A 23,354-nucleotide genomic window follows, 5' to 3' on the forward strand; every position below is an offset into this window, starting at 1 on the left:
GTGCAACCTATTTTTGTATCAACACCAACAGCTCCTGTGGCGTTTCATAAGTTGTACCTTTGTAGCTGAGTGCTTTAGCGCCAACGCATACGGTATCAACGGTTTTGGTAGTGCGTGTAATATAGATCTTACCGCGCACGTCCGGTTCTGTACCGTCACTCACCATCTTCATACCGGTTAGCAATTGCATAACACTATCAATTCCCGGCTTTTTGTTAAAGTTTTTTTCTTTCCCTTCGGGGAAGTAGTAATCAAACTTATCGCAGGTGATCCTGAACTGCGTTTCGCGGCCAAGCTCAGTGAACTTAAATTTGATGGACTGGACATCATCATTTGAGCTGGTTTTGCTTTTGCAGGCAACGAATGATGCTATCACAAGTAAAAGGATATTGAGTTTTTTCATTGGTTTATATGTTCTTCAACTTGTACTAATATCGGTGTTTTACATATACAACGTAAATATAATCCTGATAAGCCATCCATGACTGCACCTTTTCAGTATAACAAATATCAAGCGCATTTACATATGTCCAATATTGCGATTTATTGCCAAAATGAAAGCGTATGCCAAGCGTAGTATTCCTGGTTTTAAGCATGGTACGGATCTCCATACGGGCAAAGTCAAGCAATGATCTGTCACTCGCAGGATTTCCATTGAGGTTAACATCGATATAACTTCTATCAGGCGGAAAGCTAACCTTATGTTCTGTAGGTGTCAGTTTAGGCCACGAAGGATCAAACATCACCAAATCAATGCAGTTCCGCTGTGTAAACACTTTATGCTGGTGAAAGAAAAGCACGCAAAGCACAGGAAATAAAACCAGGCTAATTAATCCAGGAGCATAGGCAATAGGTTTGTGGGGAGCTAAGGTTAATATTTTCATGATGAGGTTTATAGTATTAAGTTCACTATATAACGTCAAATCATCAAAATTATTCCTTTAAACTCTTACTACTTCAATTCATCCAACACTCTGAACATTTTCTCCTTTATACCCCGACTCGGGCCGCTGAAATTATTAACCATGATAGAAAAACAAAGCTCTCGCCCGTTTTTGGTTTGATAACCGGCATAGCACAACACATTGTTGATGCTACCGCTTTTCATTTTCATATCATTATAAACCGGCAGACTTGTATAAAAATCAGCAAACCAGCTTTCCTTCTTTGCCGATTGCAGGATGCGGGCCAGCGTTAACGTAGTTACCCTGTCACCGGGCGAAAGGCCGCTGCCGTCGTAAATATTCATGCTGCGGGTATCTATCCCTTTGGCCGCCCAAAACTTTTGTACCTCATCCACACCATTTGCCGTTGTAGGCTTGCGTCCCTGTTTCCAGGCTATGGTTTTGAGCAGTTGCTCAGCGTAAAGGTTAATACTTTTCTGATTAAGCCAGTAAACTATTTTGCTTAAAGTTGGTGATGATATAGTTGCCAGATTTTTAGCAATTACGGGCAATAGCAGGTTTTTAGCGCTCAAAGTAGTGGCTGATTCCGGCTCATTACCGATAATGATACCTAAACTCCTCAGCGTATCATTGAGCTGCAACGCAGCATCATAAGCAGCATCAGGGACAGCGGCCGAAATACTTTTCTTATCCTGATCAACAGCATAAGTACCGCGCAGATATATTACTTTACTGCCAACCGGTAAAAAAGCATAAGCATTATCGCCTGATCCGGCAGAACCATTTGTCAACTCGCTTTTAAATGCAAGGTATGGCATCAGCGGAACAGTACGCGATATGCCAACCTGGCTACCAACCGCACCCGTACGCAGCTTTATATCAAATTGATTTTCGCGCCAGCAAAGGCCCGATGTACCGGCTCCGTAATAGTTGCCGATATCCTGCCAGATCCAGCCTTCGGGAATGGATTGGGTACCGAAAATGCTGTCATCGCCGATGATGCGACCGTTAACTTTTTTGATACCGGCCTTTCGCAAGGCATCGGCCATAAGGGCCAATACATGCCCCTCTCTGGCTTGCTCATAACGCCAGCTGCCCAGGGTTGGGTCGCCGGCGCCTTTAATGATGATATCGCCGGTCAGGGTGCCATCGGTCCCAATCTCGCCGGTATAACCTAATTGCGTTTGATATTGAAAATTGGGACCCAAAATATTAAAAGCCGTAATACTGGTAATGGTTTTAAGCGTTGAAGCGGTAGCCAAACCCATGTTAGGGTTACCGCCAAACACCTGTTCCCCGGTTTTGGCATCAAGTACGGTTAATGATACTGAAGCATAATTGCACTGGCTATCCGCCTGCAACCTGCCGAAAGCATTTGATATTTTTTGCTGAAGCGTTTGCGCCGCAACAGATCCTCCTATAAATAAAAAACTAATTACCAGTAAGCGCCTCATCCTGTTTTTTAACGTTCCGTTGCGAAATATAATATATCGGTAAACCTATAAGCACAATTCCGAGCCCGATAAGTGTAAAGCTTTGTTTATAAACAAGCAACAAAATACAAAATGCAATCCCCATGACAATATAAAGTGCAGGCAAAATGGGATAACCTATAGCTTTATAAGGACGTTCGGCATCAGGGAGTTTAGCACGTAAAATAAAAATGCCCAATATAGTCAGTACATAAAATACCACTACCACAAATGAGATCATATCCAGCAAATCGCCATAACGACCACTCAGACAAAGTAACGAGGCAACTACGCACTGGATCCATAAACCAAACTGTGGCACACCAAATTTATTCAGGCTGCCTGTTTTCTTGAAAAACAGACCATCTTTGGCCATAGTGTAATAAACCCTCGCCCCCGAAAGGATCAAACCGTTATTACAGCCAAACGTTGACACCATGATCATAAGGGCAATTATGTAAGTGCCCACGTTACCAAAAATAACGTGTGAAGCAGCTACAGCCACCCTATCCTTATCGGCAACAGTAATTTCATGTAATGACAATACGCCAGTGTAGACCACATTGGCCATCACGTAAATAAAAGTCACAATGATAGTACCCCACATCATACTTAAAGCAACGTCGCGTTTCGGGTTCTTCATTTCGCCGGCAACAAAGGTCACACTATTCCAGGCATCGCTACTAAAGATAGAACCAACCATGGCTGCGGCAATAGCGCCAAGTGCTGTACCTGTGGTGAGAGTAGTAATGCTGCCGTCTTTATTTAGGTTATGCAAATCCCACGCGTTTGTCCAGTTGGCATGCCATATATCTGCTTTAAAAGCAAAAAGGCCAAAAATTATAAGACCAAAAAGACTGATAAGCTTGGTTAAAGTAAAAACGGTTTGAATAACCTTTCCGCCCTTTACCCCGCGGGTATTTACATAAGTAAGGATAATGATCAATATAATAGATACCACCTGGGCGGCACTTATAGCAAAAAACTTCGCATCACCCGTTGATGTTGCCCCGGTTTGCAACTTCCATAATATATTATCCTCGCTAAAAGCAGGTATTAAATAGGCGGTGAATTTACTGAAAGCCACCCCCACCGCCGCGATAGTGCCCGTTTGGATCACTGCAAAAAAGCTCCAACCATATAAAAAAGCGACGAGCTTGTTGTAAGCCTCCTTTAAATATACATATTGGCCACCAGCTTTGGGAAACATACCGCTCAATTCGCCATAACTTAGGGCCGCGGTAAGGGTCATGAAACCGGTGATAACCCAGATAGCTATCAGCCAGCCAGCCGAGCCAACGTTACGGGTAATATCTGCACTAACAATAAAAATACCTGAGCCTATCATGGATCCTGATACCAGCATGGTACCGTCCAGCAAGCTAAGCTCATGTTTCATTTTTGGTTGCGATGAGTTTTTCGCCATATATTGTTTTAGGGTTTAAATCTCTAAACTATTCAAAAAACTTTAATATTAACGATCACTATAGTAAATAAATAAAATTACTATTTTGCAATCACCAATTGTTATTACACACTGTTAAACCAAGCAGTACTACTTTATTAAACCAAATTTGTGATATGGATTTTCTGAACAATTATTTAATTTATTTAATTCCTGTTTTGGGGCTTATCGGGATCCTTGTTATGGCTATTAAAGCCGCCTGGGTTACCAAACAAAACGCCGGTGACGGCGACATGGCCATGCTTGCCGGTTACATTGCAGATGGCGCTATGGCCTTTTTACGTGCCGAATGGAAAATATTAGGCGGATTTGTTGTGGTTGCCGGTATTTTGCTGGCATGGTCGGGCACAACGGTTGCTACTTCAAGTCCTGTTATTGCCATATCATTTCTGATAGGCGCGTTTCTATCTGCCTTTGCAGGTTATCTGGGGATGCGTATTGCTACCAAAGCTAACGTACGAACCACACAGGCCGCACGGACCAGTTTGGCACAAGCTTTAAAAGTATCGTTTACCGGCGGAACCGTAATGGGCCTGGGTGTGGCCGGTTTGGCTATTATTGGTTTAGGATCGCTTTTTATTGTTTTTTATCAGTTTTATGTTGTTAAAGTAGCAGGCAGCAGTGTTAACGGCGAAGCTATGGCAAAAGCGCTTGACGTTTTAGCCGGTTTTTCATTAGGTGCAGAATCCATAGCGCTGTTTGCCCGTGTTGGCGGCGGCATTTACACCAAAGCGGCCGACGTAGGTGCCGATCTTGTTGGTAAAGTTGAAGCCGGTATCCCCGAGGATGACGTGCGCAACCCGGCCACCATTGCCGATAACGTAGGTGATAACGTAGGCGATGTTGCCGGTATGGGTGCCGACCTTTTTGGCTCATATGTAGCCACCATGCTTGCTACCATGGTATTAGGGCGTGAATTGGTTGGAAATGACGGAAAAGCCTTGCAAGACCACTTTGGAGGCATAGGGCCAGTTTTATTACCAATGGTTATCGCCGGCTTAGGGTTAATATTTTCCATTATTGGTGCATCGCTTGTAAAAATTAAAAAAGAGACAGATAGTGTACAAAACGCTTTAAATATAGGTAACTGGGCCTCTATTGTATTAACCGCTATAGCTACTTATTTTGTAGTGCAATGGATATTGCCTGACGGAGATTTCCGCATGTTAAGAGATATTGATTCAACAGGTCAGTTAAAATTAGGTGTTGTAGCTTTTACAAAAAACGGTGTTTTTGGATCGATATTGGTTGGCCTGGTGGTAGGTACTTTAATGTCGATTATAACCGAGTACTATACCGCCATGGGTAAACGCCCGGTATTGAGTATTATCAGGCAGTCGTCAACCGGTCACGCTACAAATATCATCGGCGGTTTATCTGTAGGCATGGAATCAACCGTGTTGCCTATTCTTGTTTTGGCATCGGGTATTTATGGGTCATATTATTTTGCCGGTTTATATGGTGTAGCTATTGCCGCTGCCGGTATGATGGCAACAACGGCCATGCAGCTTGCTATAGATGCCTTTGGGCCAATTGCGGATAATGCCGGCGGTATTGCCGAAATGAGCCGCCTGCCCGAAGAAGTACGCCACCGTACGGATAACCTGGATGCTGTTGGTAACACTACAGCTGCTACCGGTAAAGGTTTTGCCATTGCTTCAGCAGCATTAACTTCACTGGCTTTATTTGCGGCTTTTGTGGGTGTTGCAGGTATTGAACATATTGATATTTATAAAGCCAACGTACTGGCAGGTCTGTTTGTTGGCGGAATGATTCCGTTCATTTTTTCTGCTTTAGCTATTGCGGCGGTGGGCAGGGCTGCTATGGCCATGGTAGAAGAAGTTAGGCGCCAGTTCCGCGAAATTCCGGGCATCATGACTTACGAGGGTAAACCCGAATACGAAAAATGCGTAGCCATATCTACCAAAGCATCTATCCGCGAAATGGTTGCCCCTGGTTTAATAGCGCTGATCACCCCTATCATCATCGGTTTTGCCTTTGGCCCCGAAGTGTTAGGCGGCTTGCTGGCCGGTGTTACCGTATCGGGCGTATTGATGGGGATTTTCCAAAGTAATGCAGGTGGTGCATGGGACAACGCTAAAAAATCATTTGAAAAAGGCTGTGATATCAATGGCGAGATCTTCTACAAAAAATCGGAACCGCACAAAGCATCAGTAACAGGTGATACTGTAGGTGATCCGTTTAAAGATACTTCAGGCCCATCCATGAACATCCTTATTAAGTTAATGTCGATAGTTTCACTGGTTATTGCCCCGCACCTGAACAGCCATTCGGCTGCAACCAGCGCCAGGATTCAAAAAGAAATGAACAAACACCCTATGAGCATTCATGTGGTTGTTAAAGCAGAGAAAAGCGTTTAATAGCTTTTATAGTTAATGAAGAGAGCCGCCTGTTGAGGGCGGCTTTTTTTGTCTGAACCAGAATTTATACGATTTGCCGGATTATCGGTTTATTAATAAGAACGGGCCGCGGAGAACATAGACGAGATTTGACAACCTCTATTTAACATAATCCCTTTCACCTTTCACCTTTCACCTTTCACCTTTCACCTTTCACCTTTCACCTTTCACCTTTCACCTTTCACCTTTCACCTTTCACCTTTCACCTTTCACCTTTCACCTTTCACCTTTCACCTTTCACTTGTATTCCAGAATATCCCCCGGCTGGCAGTCAAGCGCCTTACATATGGCTTCGAGTGTTTCAAAACGGATGGCTTTCGCCTTGCCTGTTTTTAGGATAGAAAGGTTTGATATGGTGATCCCTACCCTGTCGCTCAGTTCATTTAATGACATTTTTCGTTTTGCCATCATCACATCAAGATTTACTATTATCGGCATGACTTAAATAGTTAAAGCTTGCTCCTCTTTAAGCCTCGCCCCTTGCTTAAATGCTTCGGCCAGGATAAATATCAAGATAGCAAATACCAGCGTGCCAAAATTAAATGCAGATGTATTGATGATTTTTAGCGGCACATGCAATTTAGCTATTAACACCTGATAGAATACCTGCTGCCCTATATAATCAGTCAATGTAAACAGTAATAACAGCATCCCTGTGCTTTTGATCAGCTTAATACATCGCTGCTCAAATAAAGTACCTTCTACAATATTTACAATAACCTTATTAATAAGATAGGCTATTCTTATTACTATCAGAGTTGTAATAAGTATCAGCCCAGTTTCAATCGCGTTTAATGGCCAGCTTACAGATATATTATCATTATTAACTACTATATCACTGTTTATAATTATATTCTTTAAAGTATAGTTTTCACCTATCTTCATTTCGCCCCCATTTTTTTGCGAAATAAAGCTTCCGTCAATAGTGGCTTGCAATGTTGGCCCGTATCTTTTAGCGCCATCTATTGTACCCATTCCATCATTGTATCCATCCTTAACCCCCTGCCAGAAATCGGCAGCCATATTCTGAAAAACAAACAAACCAAACACTATATAAACAAGTATTTGCAGGGCACGTACCTTTTTCATTACACTACGATATTAATTCAATTCAAATAAAAACAATATTTATTAAATAACAAAATAAATTTATTGTTTTACAATAAATTTTATGCGATATACATAAATTTAAAATTTTAAATATAAAATTTTACACTGGTATTGCTATTTCTGATTTATATGTTTTATTTTAGAAACAAAATATTAGCTTTGCACGTTCTATTCAGAATATAACGAATAGAGAGGTTTATTAAATAGATGAGACAACTCAAAATAACGCAGTCCATTACCAATCGCGAGTCGCAATCGCTTGATAAATATCTTCACGAGATTGGTAAGGTAGACCTAATAACCGCCGAAGAAGAAGTAATTTTAGCGCAAAAGATCCGCGAGGGCGACCAGGCGGCATTGGAGCGTTTAACCAAAACTAACCTTCGCTTTGTTGTATCTGTTGCTAAACAATACCAAAACCAGGGCCTCACACTGGGCGATTTAATTAACGAGGGCAACCTCGGCCTAATTAAAGCCGCCAAGCGTTTTGATGAAACCAAAGGCTTTAAATTTATATCATATGCTGTATGGTGGATCCGTCAGTCGATATTGCAGGCTATTGCCGAGCAATCGCGTATTGTGCGTTTACCACTTAACCAGGTAGGTTCGTTAAGTAAGATCAGCAAGGCTTTTTCAAAGCTTGAACAGGAGTACGAGCGCGAACCATCGCCCGAAGAACTTGCTGATATATTAGAGACCACTGTTGATAAGATCTCCGACACACTGAGTAACTCGGGCCGTCATGTATCAATGGATGCACCGTTTGTACAGGGTGAAGAGAATACATTGCTTGATGTACTGGAAAACCAGGAGCCAAACACCGATTCGATCCTGATCAATGAGTCATTATCTGAAGAGATCAAACGTTCACTATCAACCTTAACTGAGCGCGAGCGCGAGATCATTGTATTGTTCTTTGGTTTAGGAACTAACCACCCGCTTTCATTAGAGGAAATTGGTGAGAAATTTAATTTAACCCGCGAGCGCGTGCGTCAGATCAAGGACAAGGCACTGCAACGCTTGCGCCATACTTCAAGGAGCAAGATATTGAAATCATATTTAGGTTAATCACAATCTAAAAAGAGATATTAAAAGCCATTGGTTATATAACTGGTGGCTTTTTTCTTTGGTATGGTTAGCTGCGATGTAATGACTGCCCCTCAACGACTAATGACGATTTATCAAAATGACTTAATGGCTAAATAAGCCGCCTGTCAAAACTAAAAGGTTCTCTTTTTAAAAGTTTCACTCCAAAAGAATCGGGATGCAAGGGGTTAAGCAGATAGTTATATTCGGCAGGGACAATTGACGATGGTACTTTCATTAATAAATACTCCTGTTTTTTAAGAAAGGCATCGCCAAGTTGGCGCAAAATTACCGGACCGGATAAATCACGCCAGTCTTCAGGTAATTGCTCAGCCTCCACAGTGATTATTTTACTATCCGGCACTTCAATTTCGGTTATACAATAATTACCCGGAATTATCAACGGATCCAAATGCACTAACACCTCAAGCACCGCTAATGATCTGGAGGAAGCAAGGTAAAGCATCGGTTTACCTTCGCTATTCCAGCGACCGCCATATAATCGTGCTCCGGTGCCGCTCAGATCGGCAGCGTAATTGCATTTGGCAATGCGGTAAAGTATCATCAGGCAAAAACACCGTGCTCAATACGGCCAAGCTCCTTGAAAACCATATCAAAGCCGGCAGATGTATCCAGAATAGTAACCGGCGCCTCACCTCTGAAAACCAACGACGGCGTTTTGATCCAGATCTTGAATTTATCCATCGATTCAAAAACCTCCTCACCACGGGTATAAAGCCGTGCAAGCTCAATAGCCTTTTCGGCATATTCGGTTCTGATGATGGCATCATCCTCGTAACGCTGTAAGGTACGCTCGGAGATATGTAGTATATTGGCAAGCTCCTGGATATTAAGGGAGATTTTTTTTGCCAGGGAAAGTAAGGCACTTTTAGGGAAGCCCTTACGCGCCAGACTGATGATATCAAAATCAGAGGATGCTTTTACCTGTTTTGAGCCATTCAATAAACTATAAAACGAAGGCATAGCTCCCTGAACAACATAAGCTGCCATGGGCTCGTTAACCTCATTTTTAGCATCCGGCTTTGATTTGTACGACATATGTACAAATATAATTACCATTTGTCGCATTTACAAGATTAATGCCAATAAAAAAAGAGACAGGTTAAAATGAAACCTCTCGCTTTTTTCATTGAGTAATTCATCATTAACTCATGGCAATGCTAATGATGCCAACGCCTTATGAAATAATCACTTAATCTATTCTGCTACTATCAAAAAATAGTTCTTTTTACCTTTTTGTGCTACAATAAATTTACCGCCAATCAAAGCATCTGCATTATAAACATCATCGGCAGTACCTATTTTAACTTTATTGATAGCAACACCACCGCCTTGTATCATCTTTTTAGCCTCGCCTTTTGAGGCAAAAACAGCTGTTTTAGCAGCTAAAAGATCAGCAGCATTAATGCCCTGCTCTAGTTCACTCAATGCTATATTATAATTAGGTACACCGGCAAATAAGTCTAACACTTCCGCATCGCTAAGCTCATTCAAAAACTCAATCCCGATATTCCCAAATAAAAACTCTGATGATTTTATTGCCTTTTCGTATTCGGCCTCACTATGCACACGGATGGTGATATCCTTAGCCAGTGCTTTCTGCAATACTCGGGTATGCGGCGCCTCATCATGCTCAACCTCCATCGCTTCAATAACCTCACGATCAAGCAAGGTAAAAATACGAATGTATGATTTAGCGTCAACATCGGTAGTGTTTAACCAAAACTGGTAAAACTGGTAAGGCGAGGTACGTTCGGCATCAAGCCACACTGCCCCGCTTTCTGTTTTACCAAACTTGGTGCCGTCGGCTTTTTTGATCAGATTAGTAGTTAGGGCAAAAGCTTCGCCGCTGTCTTTGCGACGGATTAACTCAGTACCGGTTACAATGTTGCCCCACTGGTCGCTGCCACCCATTTGTAACGAGCAGTTATGGTGCTTCCACAGGTAGTAAAAATCATAGCCCTGTACTAACTGGTAAGTAAACTCGGTAAACGACATACCTGTGTCGCCTTCCAAACGTTTCTTCACCGAATCTTTGGCCATCATATAGTTAACTGTAATGTGCTTACCCACATCACGGATAAAATCAAGAAAAGTAAAGTTTTTGAACCAATCGTAATTATTTACCATTTCGGCACTGTTGGCGCCGGTATTAAAATCAAGGAAACGGGTAAGCTGCTTTTTTACGGCCTCCAGGTTATGCTGCAGCACATCCTCTGATAATAAATTACGCTCGGCCGATTTGCCCGACGGATCGCCTACCATACCGGTAGCACCACCAACCAAAGCATAAGGTTTATGGCCCGCGCGCTGAAAGTGGATAAGGGTCATGATCTGGGTAAGGTGACCAACATGCAATGAATCGGCAGTTGGATCAAACCCGATATATCCCGAAGCCATACCTTTATTTAACATATCCTCGGTTCCGGGCATTTCGGTATGCAACATGCCGCGCCAGCGTAATTCTTCAACAAAGTTCATATCAAGTTCTGTTTCAAAAAGGTGCAAATATAAATGAAATTGATACACTAATTTAGACACCCTCTGAAAAACTCGTGCAATTCGATCTAATTGTCTGCTACATGAAAAGATTGGTGCCTATAACAGGTTAACTACAGGTAAAATCTGTTTCAAATAATTACTTATATTTTGTATCTTGAGCAAAACCGGGTATTTTGCAAGGCAAGGCTTATGAATTTTTTATCGCATTTTTATTTCGACAGGGATACTACCAACTGTTACCACGTGCTGGGAACGGTGCTGCCCGACTTGTTGAAGAATGCCGATAAAAACATTATCCTTCATCCCGAAAAGCTGCACCATACTGATAACGAGGTCAATTCGATCATATCCGGATGGAACAAGCACCTTGATGTCGACCGGTATTTTCACTCATCTGCTTTTTTTACCACCCGTTCGCATGAGCTCAAAAAACTGTTGGCCCCTGCCCTGATAAACTCGCCGGTAAAACCATTTTTTTTAGGGCATATTGCACTTGAGCTGATTATCGATAACCTGCTGCTTACCACCGGCAAAATCAGCGTTACCGAATTTTACGATCATTTAGCCGGTTGCCGGGAAGATAAAATAAGAAGCTTTTTAACCTTTGCCGGGCTTGAGGATACTGCCGTTTTCTTTAAATTTTACGAAGGCTTTAAAAAAAGTCAGTACCTGCATACCTATGCCGAAACCCATCAGATTGCCTACGCGTTAAAACGGATCTGTATGCGCGTTTGGAAAAACCCATTCACACCAGAGCAAGAGGTGATAATGGACGAAATATTGAGCAGTTACCGCGAAGAAATGCTGAATGATTTTATGCAGATTTTTGAAGAGATAGATGGTAAATTGAGTGATAAGGCGTAAAATTTTACTTGCTATAACTCATTAATTTATAGCGCAGATAACACACCAAACGATGTTATCAAATGGTTTACTCAACGTAAAATCCCTCCTTAAGTTAACTTTCACTTGCTCAACAATCCTAAAACCCTATAAAAACACCTAAAATATAAGCAATTAACATTAAAAAATTTCTTTTTTCAATAAAATATATCCGTACCTTTGCAGTCCCAATTAACAAATTGGGAAAAGGAGAAAAATTATTTAATGGCAAAAAAACAAGAAGCAGAAAAAGAATTAAAAGCGAAAGAAGCTGAACTGGGTACAGTGAACGCGTCTGGCGAAAAGGAAACTATTGAATCAGAAGCTGATTCAATCTCTATCGAAGAGATCAAATCAAAAATTGCAGCTACACCAAGCGAAGATTTCGACTGGGATGCTGACGACAAAAAATTTGGTAACTACAGCGATGACGACCGTGAGAAATTTGAGAAATTGTATGATGGAACTTTCAGCTCTATCACCAAAGGCGAAATCATCACCGGTACTGTTGTTAACGTTAACAACAAAGATGTTGTACTTAACGTAGGTTTCAAATCAGACGGTTTAGTATCAGTATCAGAATTCCGTGACACACCTGATCTGAAGATCGGTGACAAAGTTGACGTTTTTGTTGAATCGCAGGAAGATGCTAACGGTCAGTTAGTACTTTCACGCAAACGTGCAAAAACTCAAAAATCATGGGAGCGCATTAATTCAGCCCTTGATAACGATGAAATCATCACCGGTTTTGTTAAGAGCCGTACTAAAGGTGGTTTAATTGTTGACATTATGGGCGTTGAAGCCTTCTTACCTGGCTCACAGATCGATATCAAACCTATCAGGGATTACGATGTGTATGTAGGTAAAACTATGGAATTCAAAGTTGTTAAAATCAACCACGAATTCAAGAACGTTGTGGTATCGCACAAAGTGCTTATCGAAGACGATCTGGAAAACCAAAAAACTGAAATTGTTGCTCGCCTTGAAAAAGGTCAGGTATTGGAAGGTACCGTTAAAAACATTACCGACTTTGGTGTATTCATTGACCTTGGTGGTGTTGACGGCTTACTGCACATTACAGATATTTCATGGGGCCGTATTGAGCACCCACGCGAAATTTTGGCATTGGATCAAAAGATCAACGTTGTTGTTCTTGACTTTGATGACGAGAAAAAACGTATTGCTCTGGGCTTGAAACAATTAACCCCTCACCCTTGGCAAAGCCTTTCTGAAGAAATTCAGGTTGGTTCAAAAGTTAAAGGTAAAATCGTTACCGTTGCTGATTACGGTGCATTCCTTGAAATCATCCCTGGTGTTGAAGGTTTGATCCACGTATCAGAAATGTCATGGTCACAAAACCTGCGCAACCCTCAGGAATTCCTGAAAGTTGGTGACGAGATCGAAGCTCAAGTATTGACTTTAGACCGCGAAGAGCGTAAAATGTCATTAGGTGTTAAACAATTAACTCCTGATCCATGGCAAAACGCTGCTGAAAGGTACGCAGTTGGCACTCAGCACGTAGCTACAGTTAAAAACATGACCAACTTTGGTGTATTTGTTGAACTGGAAGACGGCATCGACGGCTTAATCCACATCTCTGACCTTTCTTGGTCTAAAAAAGTTAACCACCCTAACGAATTCACTAAAGTTGGTGAAAAATTAAACGTGGTTGTACTTGAACTTGATGTTGAAAACCGTAAACTGAGCTTAGGCCACAAACAGCTTGAAGAAAACCCTTGGGATACATTTGAAACTATCTTCACTATCGACTCGATCCATGAAGGTACTGTTATCAAAGTAACCGACAAAGGTGCTATCGTAGCTTTACCTTACGGTGTTGAAGGCTTTGCGCCAACCAAACACCTGGTTAAAGAAGACGGTAAGAGCTTAAAAGCTGAAGAAGCTGCTGAATTCAAAATCATTGAATTTAACAAAGAAAACAAACGTATCGTTATTTCACACTCACGTATCTGGGAAGAAGCCCGCGCTGATGCCCGCGTACAGGAATTTGAAAACCGCAAAAAAGAAGCAAAAGCTGCTACTAACGCGGTGAAAAAAGTGAAAGATTCTGTTGAAAAATCAACTTTAGGCGATCTTAGCGTATTAGCTCAATTAAAAGAGCAAATGGAAGGTGCTGAAAACAAAGCCCGCAAGGCTGCACCTGCTGCTAACAGCTCTGAAGAAGAAGCATAATTTTAGCTTAAGCTTATATAAGCCCCTTCGGTTTCCGGAGGGGCTTTTTTTTGCTCTATTAATTTTATATTTATAGGATGAAAACCTTTATCATAGATACATTTACGTTTAAAACTACCCGTATCTTACTTTTATTAACGTTACTTATTGTTTTTATCATGTTTGGTCTAAACTTCAATCGTATGATGATTCCTTTCGCTATTTATGTGAGTGTTATTTCATTTTCTCTTGTAATAGCCACCTTAGGCTACACAGGATTTATAGTAAGAATGATTTATTTAAGGGAATCATTTTCAAAATCGCCAAAGGACGATAGCTCTATGCATCTTACCGTACTAAGCCTATTATTTGGATTTTCTGTATTCATAGCTGTAGGAATGGTTTTGCCAGCTTTAAATTACCCACGATAATATAATAAATAATGGCCACCGGAGAAACCAACCTCAACACCCTGATAAAAAACATGACACCTGTGCTTAATGAAGGCGATTATGTTTATTGCACAACTACATCATTAAACAACATCAATACCGATGACATCATAGCCTTTTTTAAAGAACAGGAAGCGGTAACCCTAATCCTTAAAAAAGAAACCGCAGATAACCTAAATCTCGGGTACAGCTACGTTGCTGCGTGGATTACTTTAACAATCCACTCGTCGCTGGAAGCAACCGGCCTTACTGCCTCGTTTGCAACCGCGTTGGCTAAAGAAAATATCAGCTGTAACGTTGTAGCCGCCTATTATCATGATCATATTTTTGTGGCGAAAAAGGATGCCGAAAGAGCGATGTTGGCGTTGGAGAAATTATCGAAATAATCCATTTATCCCAAAAACACATGCCATTCTAAGCGATAGCGAAGAATCTTCTGCGAGATACAGAGCGGCTATCCAGGGCGAAGAAGATCCTTCGTTCCTCAGGATGATAAATCTCAAACTCCCCACTTTCAAAACTCATCCTCCAAAACTGAAAACAAATTATTACTTTTGCCCAAATCCACCCATACGATGCAAAATCTAACACTGCTCGACGGACAAAAGTTTCAAATTACCATACAACGTTTATGTCGCCAGTTAATTGAAAATCATAACGACTTTTCAAGTACAGTATTAATTGGTATTCAGCCGCGCGGCATTTATTTAGCCAAACGTGTTGCAGAGGAACTCAGAAAAATCCTTCCGGATAAAAACATATTACAAGGCGATCTTGATATCACCTTTTACCGCGACGATTTCCGCCGCCGTGAATCACAACTGGTGCCTAATCAAACTAAAATAGATTTTATTATTGAAGGTAAAAAAGTGATCATGATGGACGATGTACTATGGACAGGCCGCACCATCCGCGCCGCAATGGATGCCATGCAGGCATTTGGCAGACCGGAAAAGATAGAGCTACTGGCTTTGGTTGACCGTCGTTACTCGCGCCACATCCCGGTCTCTGCAGATTATGTGGGCATTGAGGTTGATTCTATCGCGTCACAAAAAGTAGTGGTTAGCTGGAAAGATACAGACGGCGAGGACAAGATAGTGCTTGTTTCGGAAGTACAGGAGTAATAGAATTAATAATATGTCATTGCGAGCGATAGCGCGGCAATCGCATACTATACAGAGCAACCCGCGTAGTTCGCGATTGCTTCGTACCTCGCAATGACATAACTAATAACACAACAAGGATTAAAATATAACAGGAAAATAACTGAGATGGCAGGACTGAGCACACGACACTTATTAGGTATAAAAGATTTGAACCGGGCAGATATTGAGTTGATATTTGAAACTGCTGATACCTTTAAATCTGTTTTAAACCGGCCGATCAAGAAAGTGCCGTCGCTACGGGATGTTACCATTGCCAATATTTTCTTTGAAAACTCAACCCGTACCCGTTTATCATTTGAGCTGGCCGAAAAAAGACTTTCGGCTGATGTGATCAACTTCGCGGCATCGTCATCATCAGTAAGCAAAGGCGAAACGCTGATTGATACGGTGAACAACATCCTTGCCATGAAGGTTGATATGGTGGTAATGCGCCACCCTTATGCCGGCGCGGGCATTTTCCTGTCAAAACACGTAAAAGCACAAATTGTAAATGCCGGCGATGGTGCTCATGAGCACCCTACACAGGCTTTGCTTGATGCCTTCTCTATACGCGAAAAATATGGCGATGTAGCTGGCAAAAAAGTGGTAATTGTAGGTGATATCCTGCACTCGCGTGTGGCGCTTTCCAACATCCTTTGCCTTAAACAATTGGGCGCTGAAGTAATGGTTTGCGGCCCAACCACGCTTATTCCAAAATACATAGGCTCGTTAGGTGTAAAGGTTGAACACAACCTTATCAAAGCGCTTAACTGGTGCGATGTGGCCAATATGCTCCGCATCCAATTAGAACGTCAGGATATTAAATATTTCCCTTCTTTGAGGGAATACACCATGCTGTTCGGTCTAAATAAAACCATTTTAGATTCGTTGGATAAGGAGATTACCGTAATGCACCCCGGCCCTATCAACCGCGGCGTGGAGATCACCAGCGATGTGGCCGATAGCAGACAGTCAATAATACTTGACCAGGTAGAAAACGGTGTTGCCGTACGTATGGCAGTGCTTTACCTGCTGGCCGGACAAACACCAACTATATAAATAGCATGTTTCAGGTATGAAATTCAATTTTAAAACATATCTGAAACATACTTACAAAACCGAACTGGTTTATCTTGCCGTTATTGTTGCACTGTATTTTTACGATAACAACAATATCATCTTCCTTTTATTTTTCCCGTTCTCATTTATACAGGGTTATTATCGCTATCAATATAAATTAACCCAGACCGAAAAGCTTAAAGCCCGTGGCCTCACCGAAGAGGACATCGACAACATCAGCTTCGTGAAAAAGTGGGAGCACTCACGCAAACGCGGTATGTGGAGCTATTGTATCATCGACGGCGGGTTTATTTTCGGGTTAGCTATATCCCTTATCACAAGTATAGCCTGGCTAATTTTCAAGGGCAAAGACATGCACACATTACTTGCCGAACCCGGCGATATGTTTGCTTTTATTGGTTACAATTATATAATCGGGGCAGGTATTGCCGTTATCATATTCCGTATGAAATGGAAATACAATGAGAAACGTTTTGTGCGCCTAACCGATCCTTTGGCTGATAATTACTTTGCCAAGGATTACCAGGATATTTAAGTCAGTAGTCTTTAGTCATAAATCTATTTTTTTTCTTCAGGCTAAAGACTAAATGATATTTAGTTAAACACGAATTACTTTTCATGAAACTCAGGTTCTGTTTTATCTTACTTCTATTCACTCCGGGTATAACCTTTGCTCAAAGCCATCAGCAGTATAAAACCGATTCGGTATTCGTGCTGGTGAAAAAATTCTTCAACGCCAAACAGGCCGACTCCATTTATACCTTAACCGGTCCAAATTTCAGGCATGCCGTAAGTGCAGGCCAGTTCCGCAGTCTTACCGAGCAACAATTGTTCCCCTTAAATGAAATAAAAGGTTCAACGGTGATCAGCTTTGTTAACAATAAGGTAAGTACCTACAAACTGGTATTTCAATCGGCAACATTACAACTGCTTATGAGCCTCGATGCGGGTAATAAAATAGAACTCTTCCTGTTCCAGCCTTATAAAGACATTAATGCCGATAAAACAACACAGGTACCTACATCCAACAAACTACTCAACACTATGGACAAACAGGTTGAAGAAATTGCCCGTCCTTACATTCAAAAAGTAAATACAGTAGGCCTTAGTATAGGCATATTAAAAGATGGCCAGACCGGCACCTACAATTACGGGGAAACCGCTCGCGGCAACAACCAGCTGCCAACTGCCAATACGCTGTTCGAGATCGGTTCCATCACCAAAACGTTTACAGTTACCCTGCTGGCATATTACGCCAACGAAGGCAAAGTAAAACTAACAGACCCTATCACCAAATACCTGCCAGATTCCGTAAAAACCAATGGGGCGTTGAATGATATTACGCTGAAAACCCTAAGTAATCATACATCCGGTTTGGCCCGGATCCCCGAAAATCTCCAGTTTGATTCGGCCAGCGCAGCAAATCCCTATAAAAGTTATAATAAACGGTTGCTGTATAGTTATCTGAAAACCTGCAAACTCAACAGCAAACCGGGAGAGCAATACGCATACTCCAATTTAGGGGTAGGTTTATTAGGAACGATATTGTCACAAGTAAGCGGCAAAACATTTGATCAGATGGTGCAGGAAGTGATCTGTAGCCCATTGGGGATAAAGAACACTGTACAGCATTTAAGTGCTTTGCAACTCCCCCACTTCACCAAAGTATACAGCCAGTACGGCGATGCAACAGTAGCCTGGGATTTTAACGCCCTTGCCGCCTGCGGAGCCCTTCATTCAACAGTAAACGACCTGCTGACATACACAAAGGCTAACATGGCTAATGGCACTGATAAGCTATCAGAGGCTTTTGAACTAACACACCAGATCACCTACAGCAAAGATGCCAAAATAGCCCTTGGCTGGCATATCATCTTGGTTGATGGCGTAGAATACATTTTCCATAATGGCGGCACTTACGGCAGTAGCAGCTTCCTCGCTTTTAATGCCGATAAAAAGCTTGCTGTGATTGTATTATCAAACGCTGCTGAAAGTACGGATGCTGTGGGGACGGGCATTATTAAGAAGTTGCAGGCGGAGGTTAAATAATTTAAAACCATGTCACTGCTGAGCGAAGCGCTACAATCTTGTAACCAATGCGTTTCCGCTCTGTATAGCTACGGGATTGCCGCGTCGCACCCAGGCTCATTTCCCTTTCTGCTCCTAGCAATGACATAATTTTATATAAGAAGAGCCCGAAAACTTCTCAGTTTTCGGGCTCTTTTATCCCTTCGCACTATCCATCAGGCCGAATCTAATCGGCCTTCAAATTATTAATATTTCAAAGTTGATCCGTTCCTGATCTCATCTGAGGCTGCTTTTACCAGCTTATCATCAGGCTTCAGGTCGCCACCAAAGATCTCAATGCTATCGCCGTTGCTCAGGCCTTTTTTAACATCAACCCAAACAGCTTTGTGATCAACAACCTTAATTACAAAAACCTTTTCTGTTGAAGTTGCTACGGCTGTTTTAGGTACTACGTAAGTACTGTCGCCGGCAGGCAATGGTACACTTACTTCGGCAAACATGTGGGGAAGCAGCTTTTTGTCTTTATTGTAAACGTCCATCTCCAGGCGTTCGGCGCGTAATTTTTCATCAAGCGCGCCTGCTATACGTTTTACCTGGGCGGTAAATTTTTGACTTGGTAAAGCCCTTACGGTAAAATTGACCTCACTTTTGTTGCTTAATGCACCTGTGTATACTTCAGGTACAGATACTACCAAACGTAAACGGCCCTGATCCTGTATAGTAAACAACGGATCGGTACTTTTACCACCCGGACCAACATAGGCACCCAGGTTAACGTTACGACTGGTGATCACACCGTCAAACGGGGCGCGGATCTCAAGGTAAGCCAAATTAGCTGATACTTCTTTTAAGCCGGATTTAGCGGCGTCAATATTAGCCTCATCAGCATTCTTTTTAGCTTCAGCCTGCTCCAGGTCGTTTTGTGAAACAGTACCCGGCGTTTTGCTGGTGCTTACCAACCTGTCATAAGTGGCTTTGCTGGCAAAGTAAACCGCCTCAAATTGTTTGATGCGTGATTGCGCGGCCGCCAATTGCGAGTTAATTTCCGGCGCTTCAAGCACAGCCAATAATTGACCCTGATGTACTTCCGAACCGATATCAACCAAAAGCTTTTTAACATAGCTGTTGGTTTTGGCATACAGGTCAACTTGTTGGTAAGGGATCAGCTCACCAGGTATGGTGATGTTGCTGCTTAACCTGCCTTTGGTTACCGGCACAATTTGTACAGTGGGCGTTTCAACAGCTTCCTGTTGCTCCTGCTCTTCCTGTTGTTCTTTCTTTTCTTTATCATCCGAGTGGCAGGCACTCAATGAGCCTATTGCCATTGCTAAAACGGCAAGCAGCAGTATTGATTTATTTTTTAGCTTATTCATGGTGGTGCAAAGGGACATAAAATTTACTTTCTTTATCTTCCGGGTCTAATGAAACAGATTGGGTAGTGGCATTACCTTGTACCCAGGCAAAAACTAATGGTAATATCAGCAGCGCAGCAAAAGTTGATGCGATAAGTCCACCAATAACGGCGCGACCAAGCGGTGAGGTTTGATCACCACCTTCACCTAAGCCGGATGCCATCGGGATCATACCCACAATCATGGCCAAACTGGTCATCAAAATAGGACGAAGACGTAATGCTACCGCTTCACGGGCTGATTTTAATGCATCGCCGTTGTGTTTACGTAACTCTTCGGCATTGGTGATCAGTAGTACTGCGTTGGAAATAGATACACCCACCGACATAATCATACCCATGTATGATTGAAGGTTAAGCGTAGCGCCGGTGATTTTTACCAGCAGCAATGAACCAAACAAAACAGCCGGTACAGTTGATAATACCACCATCGACATTTTGAACGACTGGAAGTTTGCAGCCAGCATCAAAAAGATCACCAATACGGCTACCAATAAGCCCGATTGTAAGCTATTAAGCGTATCGGTAAGGGTTTGGCTCATGCCATGCATCTCAACTGTTAAACCGCGCGGTGGTTTGCCTAATTCGTCAATGGCTTTCTGCACATCATTGGTTGCAGTACCCAAATCCTTTTTGTTGATGTTTGCCGTTACTGATAATGTTGGCACAGCGCCTACGTTATCGTTTTCGCCAAAGGTGGTACCTGTTTTAACATCAGCTACATCACCCAAAACCGGACGGGCCTGGTTTGCCAGTACAGGGATCTCCTTAACATCATTCAAACTGGCCATCTGATATTCTGGTACCTGTACCTGCACAAGGTAGCTTAAGTTTGATTTTTCATCAATCCAGTTATTCTTTTCGGTAAACCTTGATGATGAGGTTGAAGCTACCAATGAACGTGATATATCATTTAAACCTACCCCAAGCTGTGCGGCCCGTTGCCTGTCGATATTAATATCGATGGTTGGATAATTGAACGACTGGCCTATCTGCACATCGCGCAGGTATTTGATATCTTTCAGTTTATTGATAACCTTAAAGGCATACTCAACATTTTGCTTTTTGTTTTTACCGGTGATGGCTACTTCAATAGGAGTTGGCGAACCCTGGCTCAGGATCTTATCAGTCAATTCAATCGGCTCAAATGATAATTTAACGTTGGGTAACTGTTTTGCCATCTCATGCCTGAACTTTTCCTTCAGGTCATCAAGATTAACCTTATAATCCTCCGTTAAACTCACCTGCATCACAGACTCCTGCGGACCAGCCATAAACAGATAGATAGGGTTGGTTGAGAATGATGAAGGGTGCGAGCCAACAAATGTCGAAGTTATAGCTATGTGGTTTTTACCCACAATATCGCCCAATATATGTTGCGCCTTAACAGCTATTAGTTCTGTACGCTCTAAACGGGTACCATCAGCAGCCCGCAAACGTACCTGGAAGGTACCTGAGTTTACCTTAGGCAATACGTCACGGCCTATGATATTGAATAACAGGAAAGCAAGGCCAAAGGCAACGATTACATAAACCGTTACCAGTATCTTGCGGTTAGGCAGCATGCGGTCCATCAGGCGCATAAAGCTGTCCCTGAATTTGTCAAAGCGGGTTACCTCGTCGCCTGTATGCTCAAGGGCAGCCTTCATGGCTTTTTCTTTTTGTTCCCATGGCTCACCTTCATCCTCCAGTGCAAACCCGTCTTTATGGCTGTGGTCTTCATGTTTGTTTACCATGATCCAGTTGGCCATAATTGGTACAAAGGTTTGCGCCAGGAAGTAAGATACGATCATCGAGAAACCGATAGCCAGCGCCAACGGCAGGAACAATGCTCCCGGAATCCCGTTCATGGTAAATGCAGGTGCAAACACCGCCAGGATACAGAACAGGATCAGCAATTTAGGGAATGCGATCTCTTTACAGGCATCCCAGATAGCCAAAGCTTTCGGCTTGCCCATATCAAAATGCTGGTGAATATTCTCAATTGTCACCGTCGACTCATCCACCAAAATACCTATTGCCAGCGAAAGCCCGCTAAGCGTCATGATATTGATGGTTTGGTGTGCCAGCGACAGGAAGAAAATAGCCGAGATAATACAGGTGGGGATAGTAAGGATCACGATAAGCGCTCCTCGTTTATCACCTAAAAACAGTAATACCATAAGCCCGGTAAGTACCGCCCCTATCGCGCCCTCTTCGGCCAAACTTTTTACCGCGTTAATTACATAAACCGACTGGTCAAACACGAACGACAGCTTCACATCATCGGGTAGCAAGGCCTGGAATTTTGGCAATGCTTTTTTCAGGTTTTGCACTACTTCCCAGGTTGATGCCGTGGCCGATTTGGTGATTGGCAAGTAAACCGAACGCTTACCGTTAATAAGTGCATAGCCGTTGGTGATATCGGCACCATCTTCTATAGTGGCAACATCCTTCATAAATACAGTTTGGATCCCATTTTTATAAAGCGGGATATCTCCAAAATCCGGGATTTTCTTTATGGTGGTGTTTGAAGGTGCAAGGTAGTTGTAATCGCCTACACGCACGTTACCTGCAGGGGTGTTCTGGTTATTCTCGCGCAGGGCAGCCACGATCTGGTCGGGTGTTAAATTGTGCGAGCGCAACAGGTTTGGATCGACTTTAATCAGGATAGTACGTTGGTTACCACCAAAAGGTGCAGGCGCAACAAGGCCCGGGATGGAGGTAAATGACGAACGCACGTAAACCAATGCATAATCCAGCAATTCGTTATTGCTACGAGTGGCGCTGCTCAACACCAACTGACCAACCGGCAGCGTTGAGGCATCAAAGCGCAAAATAAAGGGCGGCTGCGACCCCTGCGGGAAGCTGGCCTGGGCGCGGTTGGTGTAACTCGTGACCTCCGCCGCGGCCTGGGCCATATTAGTACCCTCGTAAAAAGTAACTTTTATTAACGTTAAGCCTTGTATGTTTTTTGTTTCGATGCTTTTTACACCCGATACAAAAAGCAACAGGTTAACATATTGCTTACCAAAGTAAGCCTCCATTTGGTTTGGGGTGAAACCGCCGTATGGGTGCGATACATATATAACCGGCAGGTTCAGATCGGGAAATATATCGATCTTGATAGTCCGCACCGCATTTATACCGAAGAAGAACAGCCCGGCTACGATAACCAATATGGTAATTGGTTTTTGCAGCGCCCCTTTTATCATTCCCATTGT

The 23,354-nt window shown here is 42.6% G+C and carries 21 protein-coding genes; 10 read left to right on the forward strand and 11 right to left on the reverse strand.

Annotated features, from left to right (window positions below; translation table 11 throughout):
- Positions 1-7 precede the first annotated feature (7 nt).
- The 4 genes from J3L18_RS15715 to J3L18_RS15730 all read right to left on the reverse strand — a co-directional run bounded on the left by J3L18_RS15715 (position 8) and on the right by J3L18_RS15730 (position 3,803).
- The gene (locus tag J3L18_RS15715) at positions 8-403 is read right to left on the reverse strand and encodes a hypothetical protein (RefSeq protein WP_129569389.1); all 396 of its coding nucleotides are present in this window, start codon (positions 401-403) and stop codon (positions 8-10) included.
- Between the two features lie 25 nt (positions 404-428).
- On the reverse strand, positions 429-884 hold the full coding sequence (locus J3L18_RS15720; protein WP_129569388.1) for a hypothetical protein: 456 nt from the start codon (positions 882-884) through the stop codon (positions 429-431).
- A 68-nt stretch (positions 885-952) separates the two neighbouring features.
- A complete protein-coding gene (gene dacB, locus J3L18_RS15725) occupies positions 953-2,359 on the reverse strand; it encodes a D-alanyl-D-alanine carboxypeptidase/D-alanyl-D-alanine endopeptidase (RefSeq protein WP_129569387.1) in 1,407 nt (468 codons plus the stop codon).
- The gene (locus J3L18_RS15730; RefSeq protein ID WP_091163078.1) at positions 2,337-3,803 is read right to left on the reverse strand and encodes an APC family permease; all 1,467 of its coding nucleotides are present in this window, start codon (positions 3,801-3,803) and stop codon (positions 2,337-2,339) included. Before J3L18_RS15730 ends, dacB begins: the two co-directional genes overlap by 23 nt.
- Positions 3,804-3,958: 155 nt before the next feature.
- Here J3L18_RS15730 and J3L18_RS15735 point away from each other — a divergent pair, with 155 nt between their 5' ends.
- Positions 3,959-6,223 carry a sodium-translocating pyrophosphatase gene (locus tag J3L18_RS15735; protein WP_129569386.1) on the forward strand — a complete coding sequence of 755 codons (2,265 nt, stop codon included), beginning with the start codon at positions 3,959-3,961 and terminating at the stop codon, positions 6,221-6,223.
- A 276-nt stretch (positions 6,224-6,499) separates the two neighbouring features.
- On the opposite strand, the gene J3L18_RS15740 is transcribed toward J3L18_RS15735, so the two are convergent.
- Positions 6,500-6,700 (reverse strand): helix-turn-helix domain-containing protein, encoded by a 201-nt coding sequence (locus J3L18_RS15740; protein ID WP_091163076.1) that lies wholly within the window; start codon positions 6,698-6,700, stop codon positions 6,500-6,502.
- A 3-nt stretch (positions 6,701-6,703) separates the two neighbouring features.
- Positions 6,704-7,351 (reverse strand): DUF2975 domain-containing protein, encoded by a 648-nt coding sequence (locus J3L18_RS15745; RefSeq protein WP_129569385.1) that lies wholly within the window; start codon positions 7,349-7,351, stop codon positions 6,704-6,706.
- Between the two features lie 228 nt (positions 7,352-7,579).
- Here J3L18_RS15745 and J3L18_RS15750 point away from each other — a divergent pair, with 228 nt between their 5' ends.
- Positions 7,580-8,440 carry a sigma-70 family RNA polymerase sigma factor gene (locus J3L18_RS15750; RefSeq protein WP_090466905.1) on the forward strand — a complete coding sequence of 287 codons (861 nt, stop codon included), beginning with the start codon at positions 7,580-7,582 and terminating at the stop codon, positions 8,438-8,440.
- Positions 8,441-8,570: 130 nt separating this feature from the next.
- On the opposite strand, the gene J3L18_RS15755 is transcribed toward J3L18_RS15750, so the two are convergent.
- The 3 genes from J3L18_RS15755 to tyrS form a co-directional block, all read right to left on the reverse strand.
- Entirely contained in the window at positions 8,571-9,023 is a 453-nt protein-coding gene (locus J3L18_RS15755) for an RES family NAD+ phosphorylase (protein WP_091163074.1), read from the reverse strand.
- The gene (locus J3L18_RS15760; RefSeq protein ID WP_223266164.1) at positions 9,023-9,517 is read right to left on the reverse strand and encodes an Xre family toxin-antitoxin system antitoxin; all 495 of its coding nucleotides are present in this window, start codon (positions 9,515-9,517) and stop codon (positions 9,023-9,025) included. Before J3L18_RS15760 ends, J3L18_RS15755 begins: the two co-directional genes overlap by 1 nt.
- Positions 9,518-9,676: 159 nt before the next feature.
- On the reverse strand, positions 9,677-10,960 hold the full coding sequence (gene tyrS / locus J3L18_RS15765; protein ID WP_129569384.1) for a tyrosine--tRNA ligase: 1,284 nt from the start codon (positions 10,958-10,960) through the stop codon (positions 9,677-9,679).
- A gap of 210 nt (positions 10,961-11,170) precedes the next feature.
- Here tyrS and J3L18_RS15770 point away from each other — a divergent pair, with 210 nt between their 5' ends.
- The 8 genes from J3L18_RS15770 (at position 11,171) to J3L18_RS15805 (ending at position 18,761) form a co-directional block, all read left to right on the forward strand.
- Positions 11,171-11,845 (forward strand): hypothetical protein, encoded by a 675-nt coding sequence (locus tag J3L18_RS15770; RefSeq protein ID WP_129569383.1) that lies wholly within the window; start codon positions 11,171-11,173, stop codon positions 11,843-11,845.
- A 243-nt stretch (positions 11,846-12,088) separates the two neighbouring features.
- Complete coding sequence (gene rpsA / locus J3L18_RS15775) at positions 12,089-14,056, forward strand: 30S ribosomal protein S1 (protein WP_129569382.1); 1,968 nt, start codon at positions 12,089-12,091, stop codon at positions 14,054-14,056.
- Positions 14,057-14,133: 77 nt separating this feature from the next.
- Positions 14,134-14,466, forward strand: coding sequence for a hypothetical protein (locus tag J3L18_RS15780; RefSeq protein WP_129569381.1), 333 nt, complete (start codon positions 14,134-14,136; stop codon positions 14,464-14,466).
- An 11-nt stretch (positions 14,467-14,477) separates the two neighbouring features.
- Positions 14,478-14,873: an ACT domain-containing protein gene (locus J3L18_RS15785; protein WP_129569380.1), complete on the forward strand. Its 396-nt coding sequence runs from the start codon at positions 14,478-14,480 to the stop codon at positions 14,871-14,873.
- A 189-nt stretch (positions 14,874-15,062) separates the two neighbouring features.
- On the forward strand, positions 15,063-15,611 hold the full coding sequence (pyrR, locus tag J3L18_RS15790; protein ID WP_129569379.1) for a bifunctional pyr operon transcriptional regulator/uracil phosphoribosyltransferase PyrR: 549 nt from the start codon (positions 15,063-15,065) through the stop codon (positions 15,609-15,611).
- A 147-nt stretch (positions 15,612-15,758) separates the two neighbouring features.
- Complete coding sequence (locus J3L18_RS15795; RefSeq protein WP_129569378.1) at positions 15,759-16,691, forward strand: aspartate carbamoyltransferase catalytic subunit; 933 nt, start codon at positions 15,759-15,761, stop codon at positions 16,689-16,691.
- A gap of 16 nt (positions 16,692-16,707) precedes the next feature.
- Positions 16,708-17,247, forward strand: coding sequence for a hypothetical protein (locus J3L18_RS15800; protein ID WP_129569377.1), 540 nt, complete (start codon positions 16,708-16,710; stop codon positions 17,245-17,247).
- A gap of 83 nt (positions 17,248-17,330) precedes the next feature.
- A complete protein-coding gene (locus J3L18_RS15805; RefSeq protein ID WP_129569376.1) occupies positions 17,331-18,761 on the forward strand; it encodes a serine hydrolase domain-containing protein in 1,431 nt (476 codons plus the stop codon).
- Between the two features lie 224 nt (positions 18,762-18,985).
- Here the strand turns inward: J3L18_RS15805 and J3L18_RS15810 are convergent, their stop codons facing one another.
- Both J3L18_RS15810 and J3L18_RS15815 read right to left on the reverse strand, forming a co-directional pair.
- A complete protein-coding gene (locus tag J3L18_RS15810; RefSeq protein WP_129569375.1) occupies positions 18,986-20,113 on the reverse strand; it encodes an efflux RND transporter periplasmic adaptor subunit in 1,128 nt (375 codons plus the stop codon).
- Entirely contained in the window at positions 20,106-23,351 is a 3,246-nt protein-coding gene (locus J3L18_RS15815) for an efflux RND transporter permease subunit (protein ID WP_091163064.1), read from the reverse strand. The genes J3L18_RS15810 and J3L18_RS15815 overlap by 8 nt, the downstream gene beginning before the upstream one ends.
- Positions 23,352-23,354 lie beyond the last annotated feature (3 nt).

Origin of the sequence: Mucilaginibacter gossypii (genome assembly GCF_017569325.2) — a bacterium.
Taxonomy (GTDB): Bacteria; Bacteroidota; Bacteroidia; order Sphingobacteriales; family Sphingobacteriaceae; genus Mucilaginibacter; species Mucilaginibacter gossypii.

What these genes read in the sequence shown, in the direction of transcription:
- J3L18_RS15780 (WP_129569381.1), top strand. Translation starts at nt 14,134, where the DNA reads ATGAAAACCTTTATCATAGATACATTTACGTTTAAAACTACCCGTATC.
- J3L18_RS15745 (WP_129569385.1), bottom strand. Translation starts at nt 7,351, where the DNA reads ATGAAAAAGGTACGTGCCCTGCAAATACTTGTTTATATAGTGTTTGGT.
- dacB (WP_129569387.1), bottom strand. Translation starts at nt 2,359, where the DNA reads ATGAGGCGCTTACTGGTAATTAGTTTTTTATTTATAGGAGGATCTGTT.
- rpsA (WP_129569382.1), top strand. Translation starts at nt 12,089, where the DNA reads ATGGCAAAAAAACAAGAAGCAGAAAAAGAATTAAAAGCGAAAGAAGCT.
- J3L18_RS15810 (WP_129569375.1), bottom strand. Translation starts at nt 20,113, where the DNA reads ATGAATAAGCTAAAAAATAAATCAATACTGCTGCTTGCCGTTTTAGCA.
- J3L18_RS15815 (WP_091163064.1), bottom strand. Translation starts at nt 23,351, where the DNA reads ATGGGAATGATAAAAGGGGCGCTGCAAAAACCAATTACCATATTGGTT.
- J3L18_RS15795 (WP_129569378.1), top strand. Translation starts at nt 15,759, where the DNA reads ATGGCAGGACTGAGCACACGACACTTATTAGGTATAAAAGATTTGAAC.
- J3L18_RS15730 (WP_091163078.1), bottom strand. Translation starts at nt 3,803, where the DNA reads ATGGCGAAAAACTCATCGCAACCAAAAATGAAACATGAGCTTAGCTTG.
- pyrR (WP_129569379.1), top strand. Translation starts at nt 15,063, where the DNA reads ATGCAAAATCTAACACTGCTCGACGGACAAAAGTTTCAAATTACCATA.
- J3L18_RS15800 (WP_129569377.1), top strand. Translation starts at nt 16,708, where the DNA reads ATGAAATTCAATTTTAAAACATATCTGAAACATACTTACAAAACCGAA.
- J3L18_RS15760 (WP_223266164.1), bottom strand. Translation starts at nt 9,517, where the DNA reads ATGTCGTACAAATCAAAGCCGGATGCTAAAAATGAGGTTAACGAGCCC.
- J3L18_RS15740 (WP_091163076.1), bottom strand. Translation starts at nt 6,700, where the DNA reads ATGCCGATAATAGTAAATCTTGATGTGATGATGGCAAAACGAAAAATG.
- J3L18_RS15715 (WP_129569389.1), bottom strand. Translation starts at nt 403, where the DNA reads ATGAAAAAACTCAATATCCTTTTACTTGTGATAGCATCATTCGTTGCC.
- J3L18_RS15755 (WP_091163074.1), bottom strand. Translation starts at nt 9,023, where the DNA reads ATGATACTTTACCGCATTGCCAAATGCAATTACGCTGCCGATCTGAGC.
- J3L18_RS15735 (WP_129569386.1), top strand. Translation starts at nt 3,959, where the DNA reads ATGGATTTTCTGAACAATTATTTAATTTATTTAATTCCTGTTTTGGGG.
- J3L18_RS15805 (WP_129569376.1), top strand. Translation starts at nt 17,331, where the DNA reads ATGAAACTCAGGTTCTGTTTTATCTTACTTCTATTCACTCCGGGTATA.
- J3L18_RS15750 (WP_090466905.1), top strand. Translation starts at nt 7,580, where the DNA reads ATGAGACAACTCAAAATAACGCAGTCCATTACCAATCGCGAGTCGCAA.
- tyrS (WP_129569384.1), bottom strand. Translation starts at nt 10,960, where the DNA reads ATGAACTTTGTTGAAGAATTACGCTGGCGCGGCATGTTGCATACCGAA.
- J3L18_RS15785 (WP_129569380.1), top strand. Translation starts at nt 14,478, where the DNA reads ATGGCCACCGGAGAAACCAACCTCAACACCCTGATAAAAAACATGACA.
- J3L18_RS15770 (WP_129569383.1), top strand. Translation starts at nt 11,171, where the DNA reads ATGAATTTTTTATCGCATTTTTATTTCGACAGGGATACTACCAACTGT.
- J3L18_RS15720 (WP_129569388.1), bottom strand. Translation starts at nt 884, where the DNA reads ATGAAAATATTAACCTTAGCTCCCCACAAACCTATTGCCTATGCTCCT.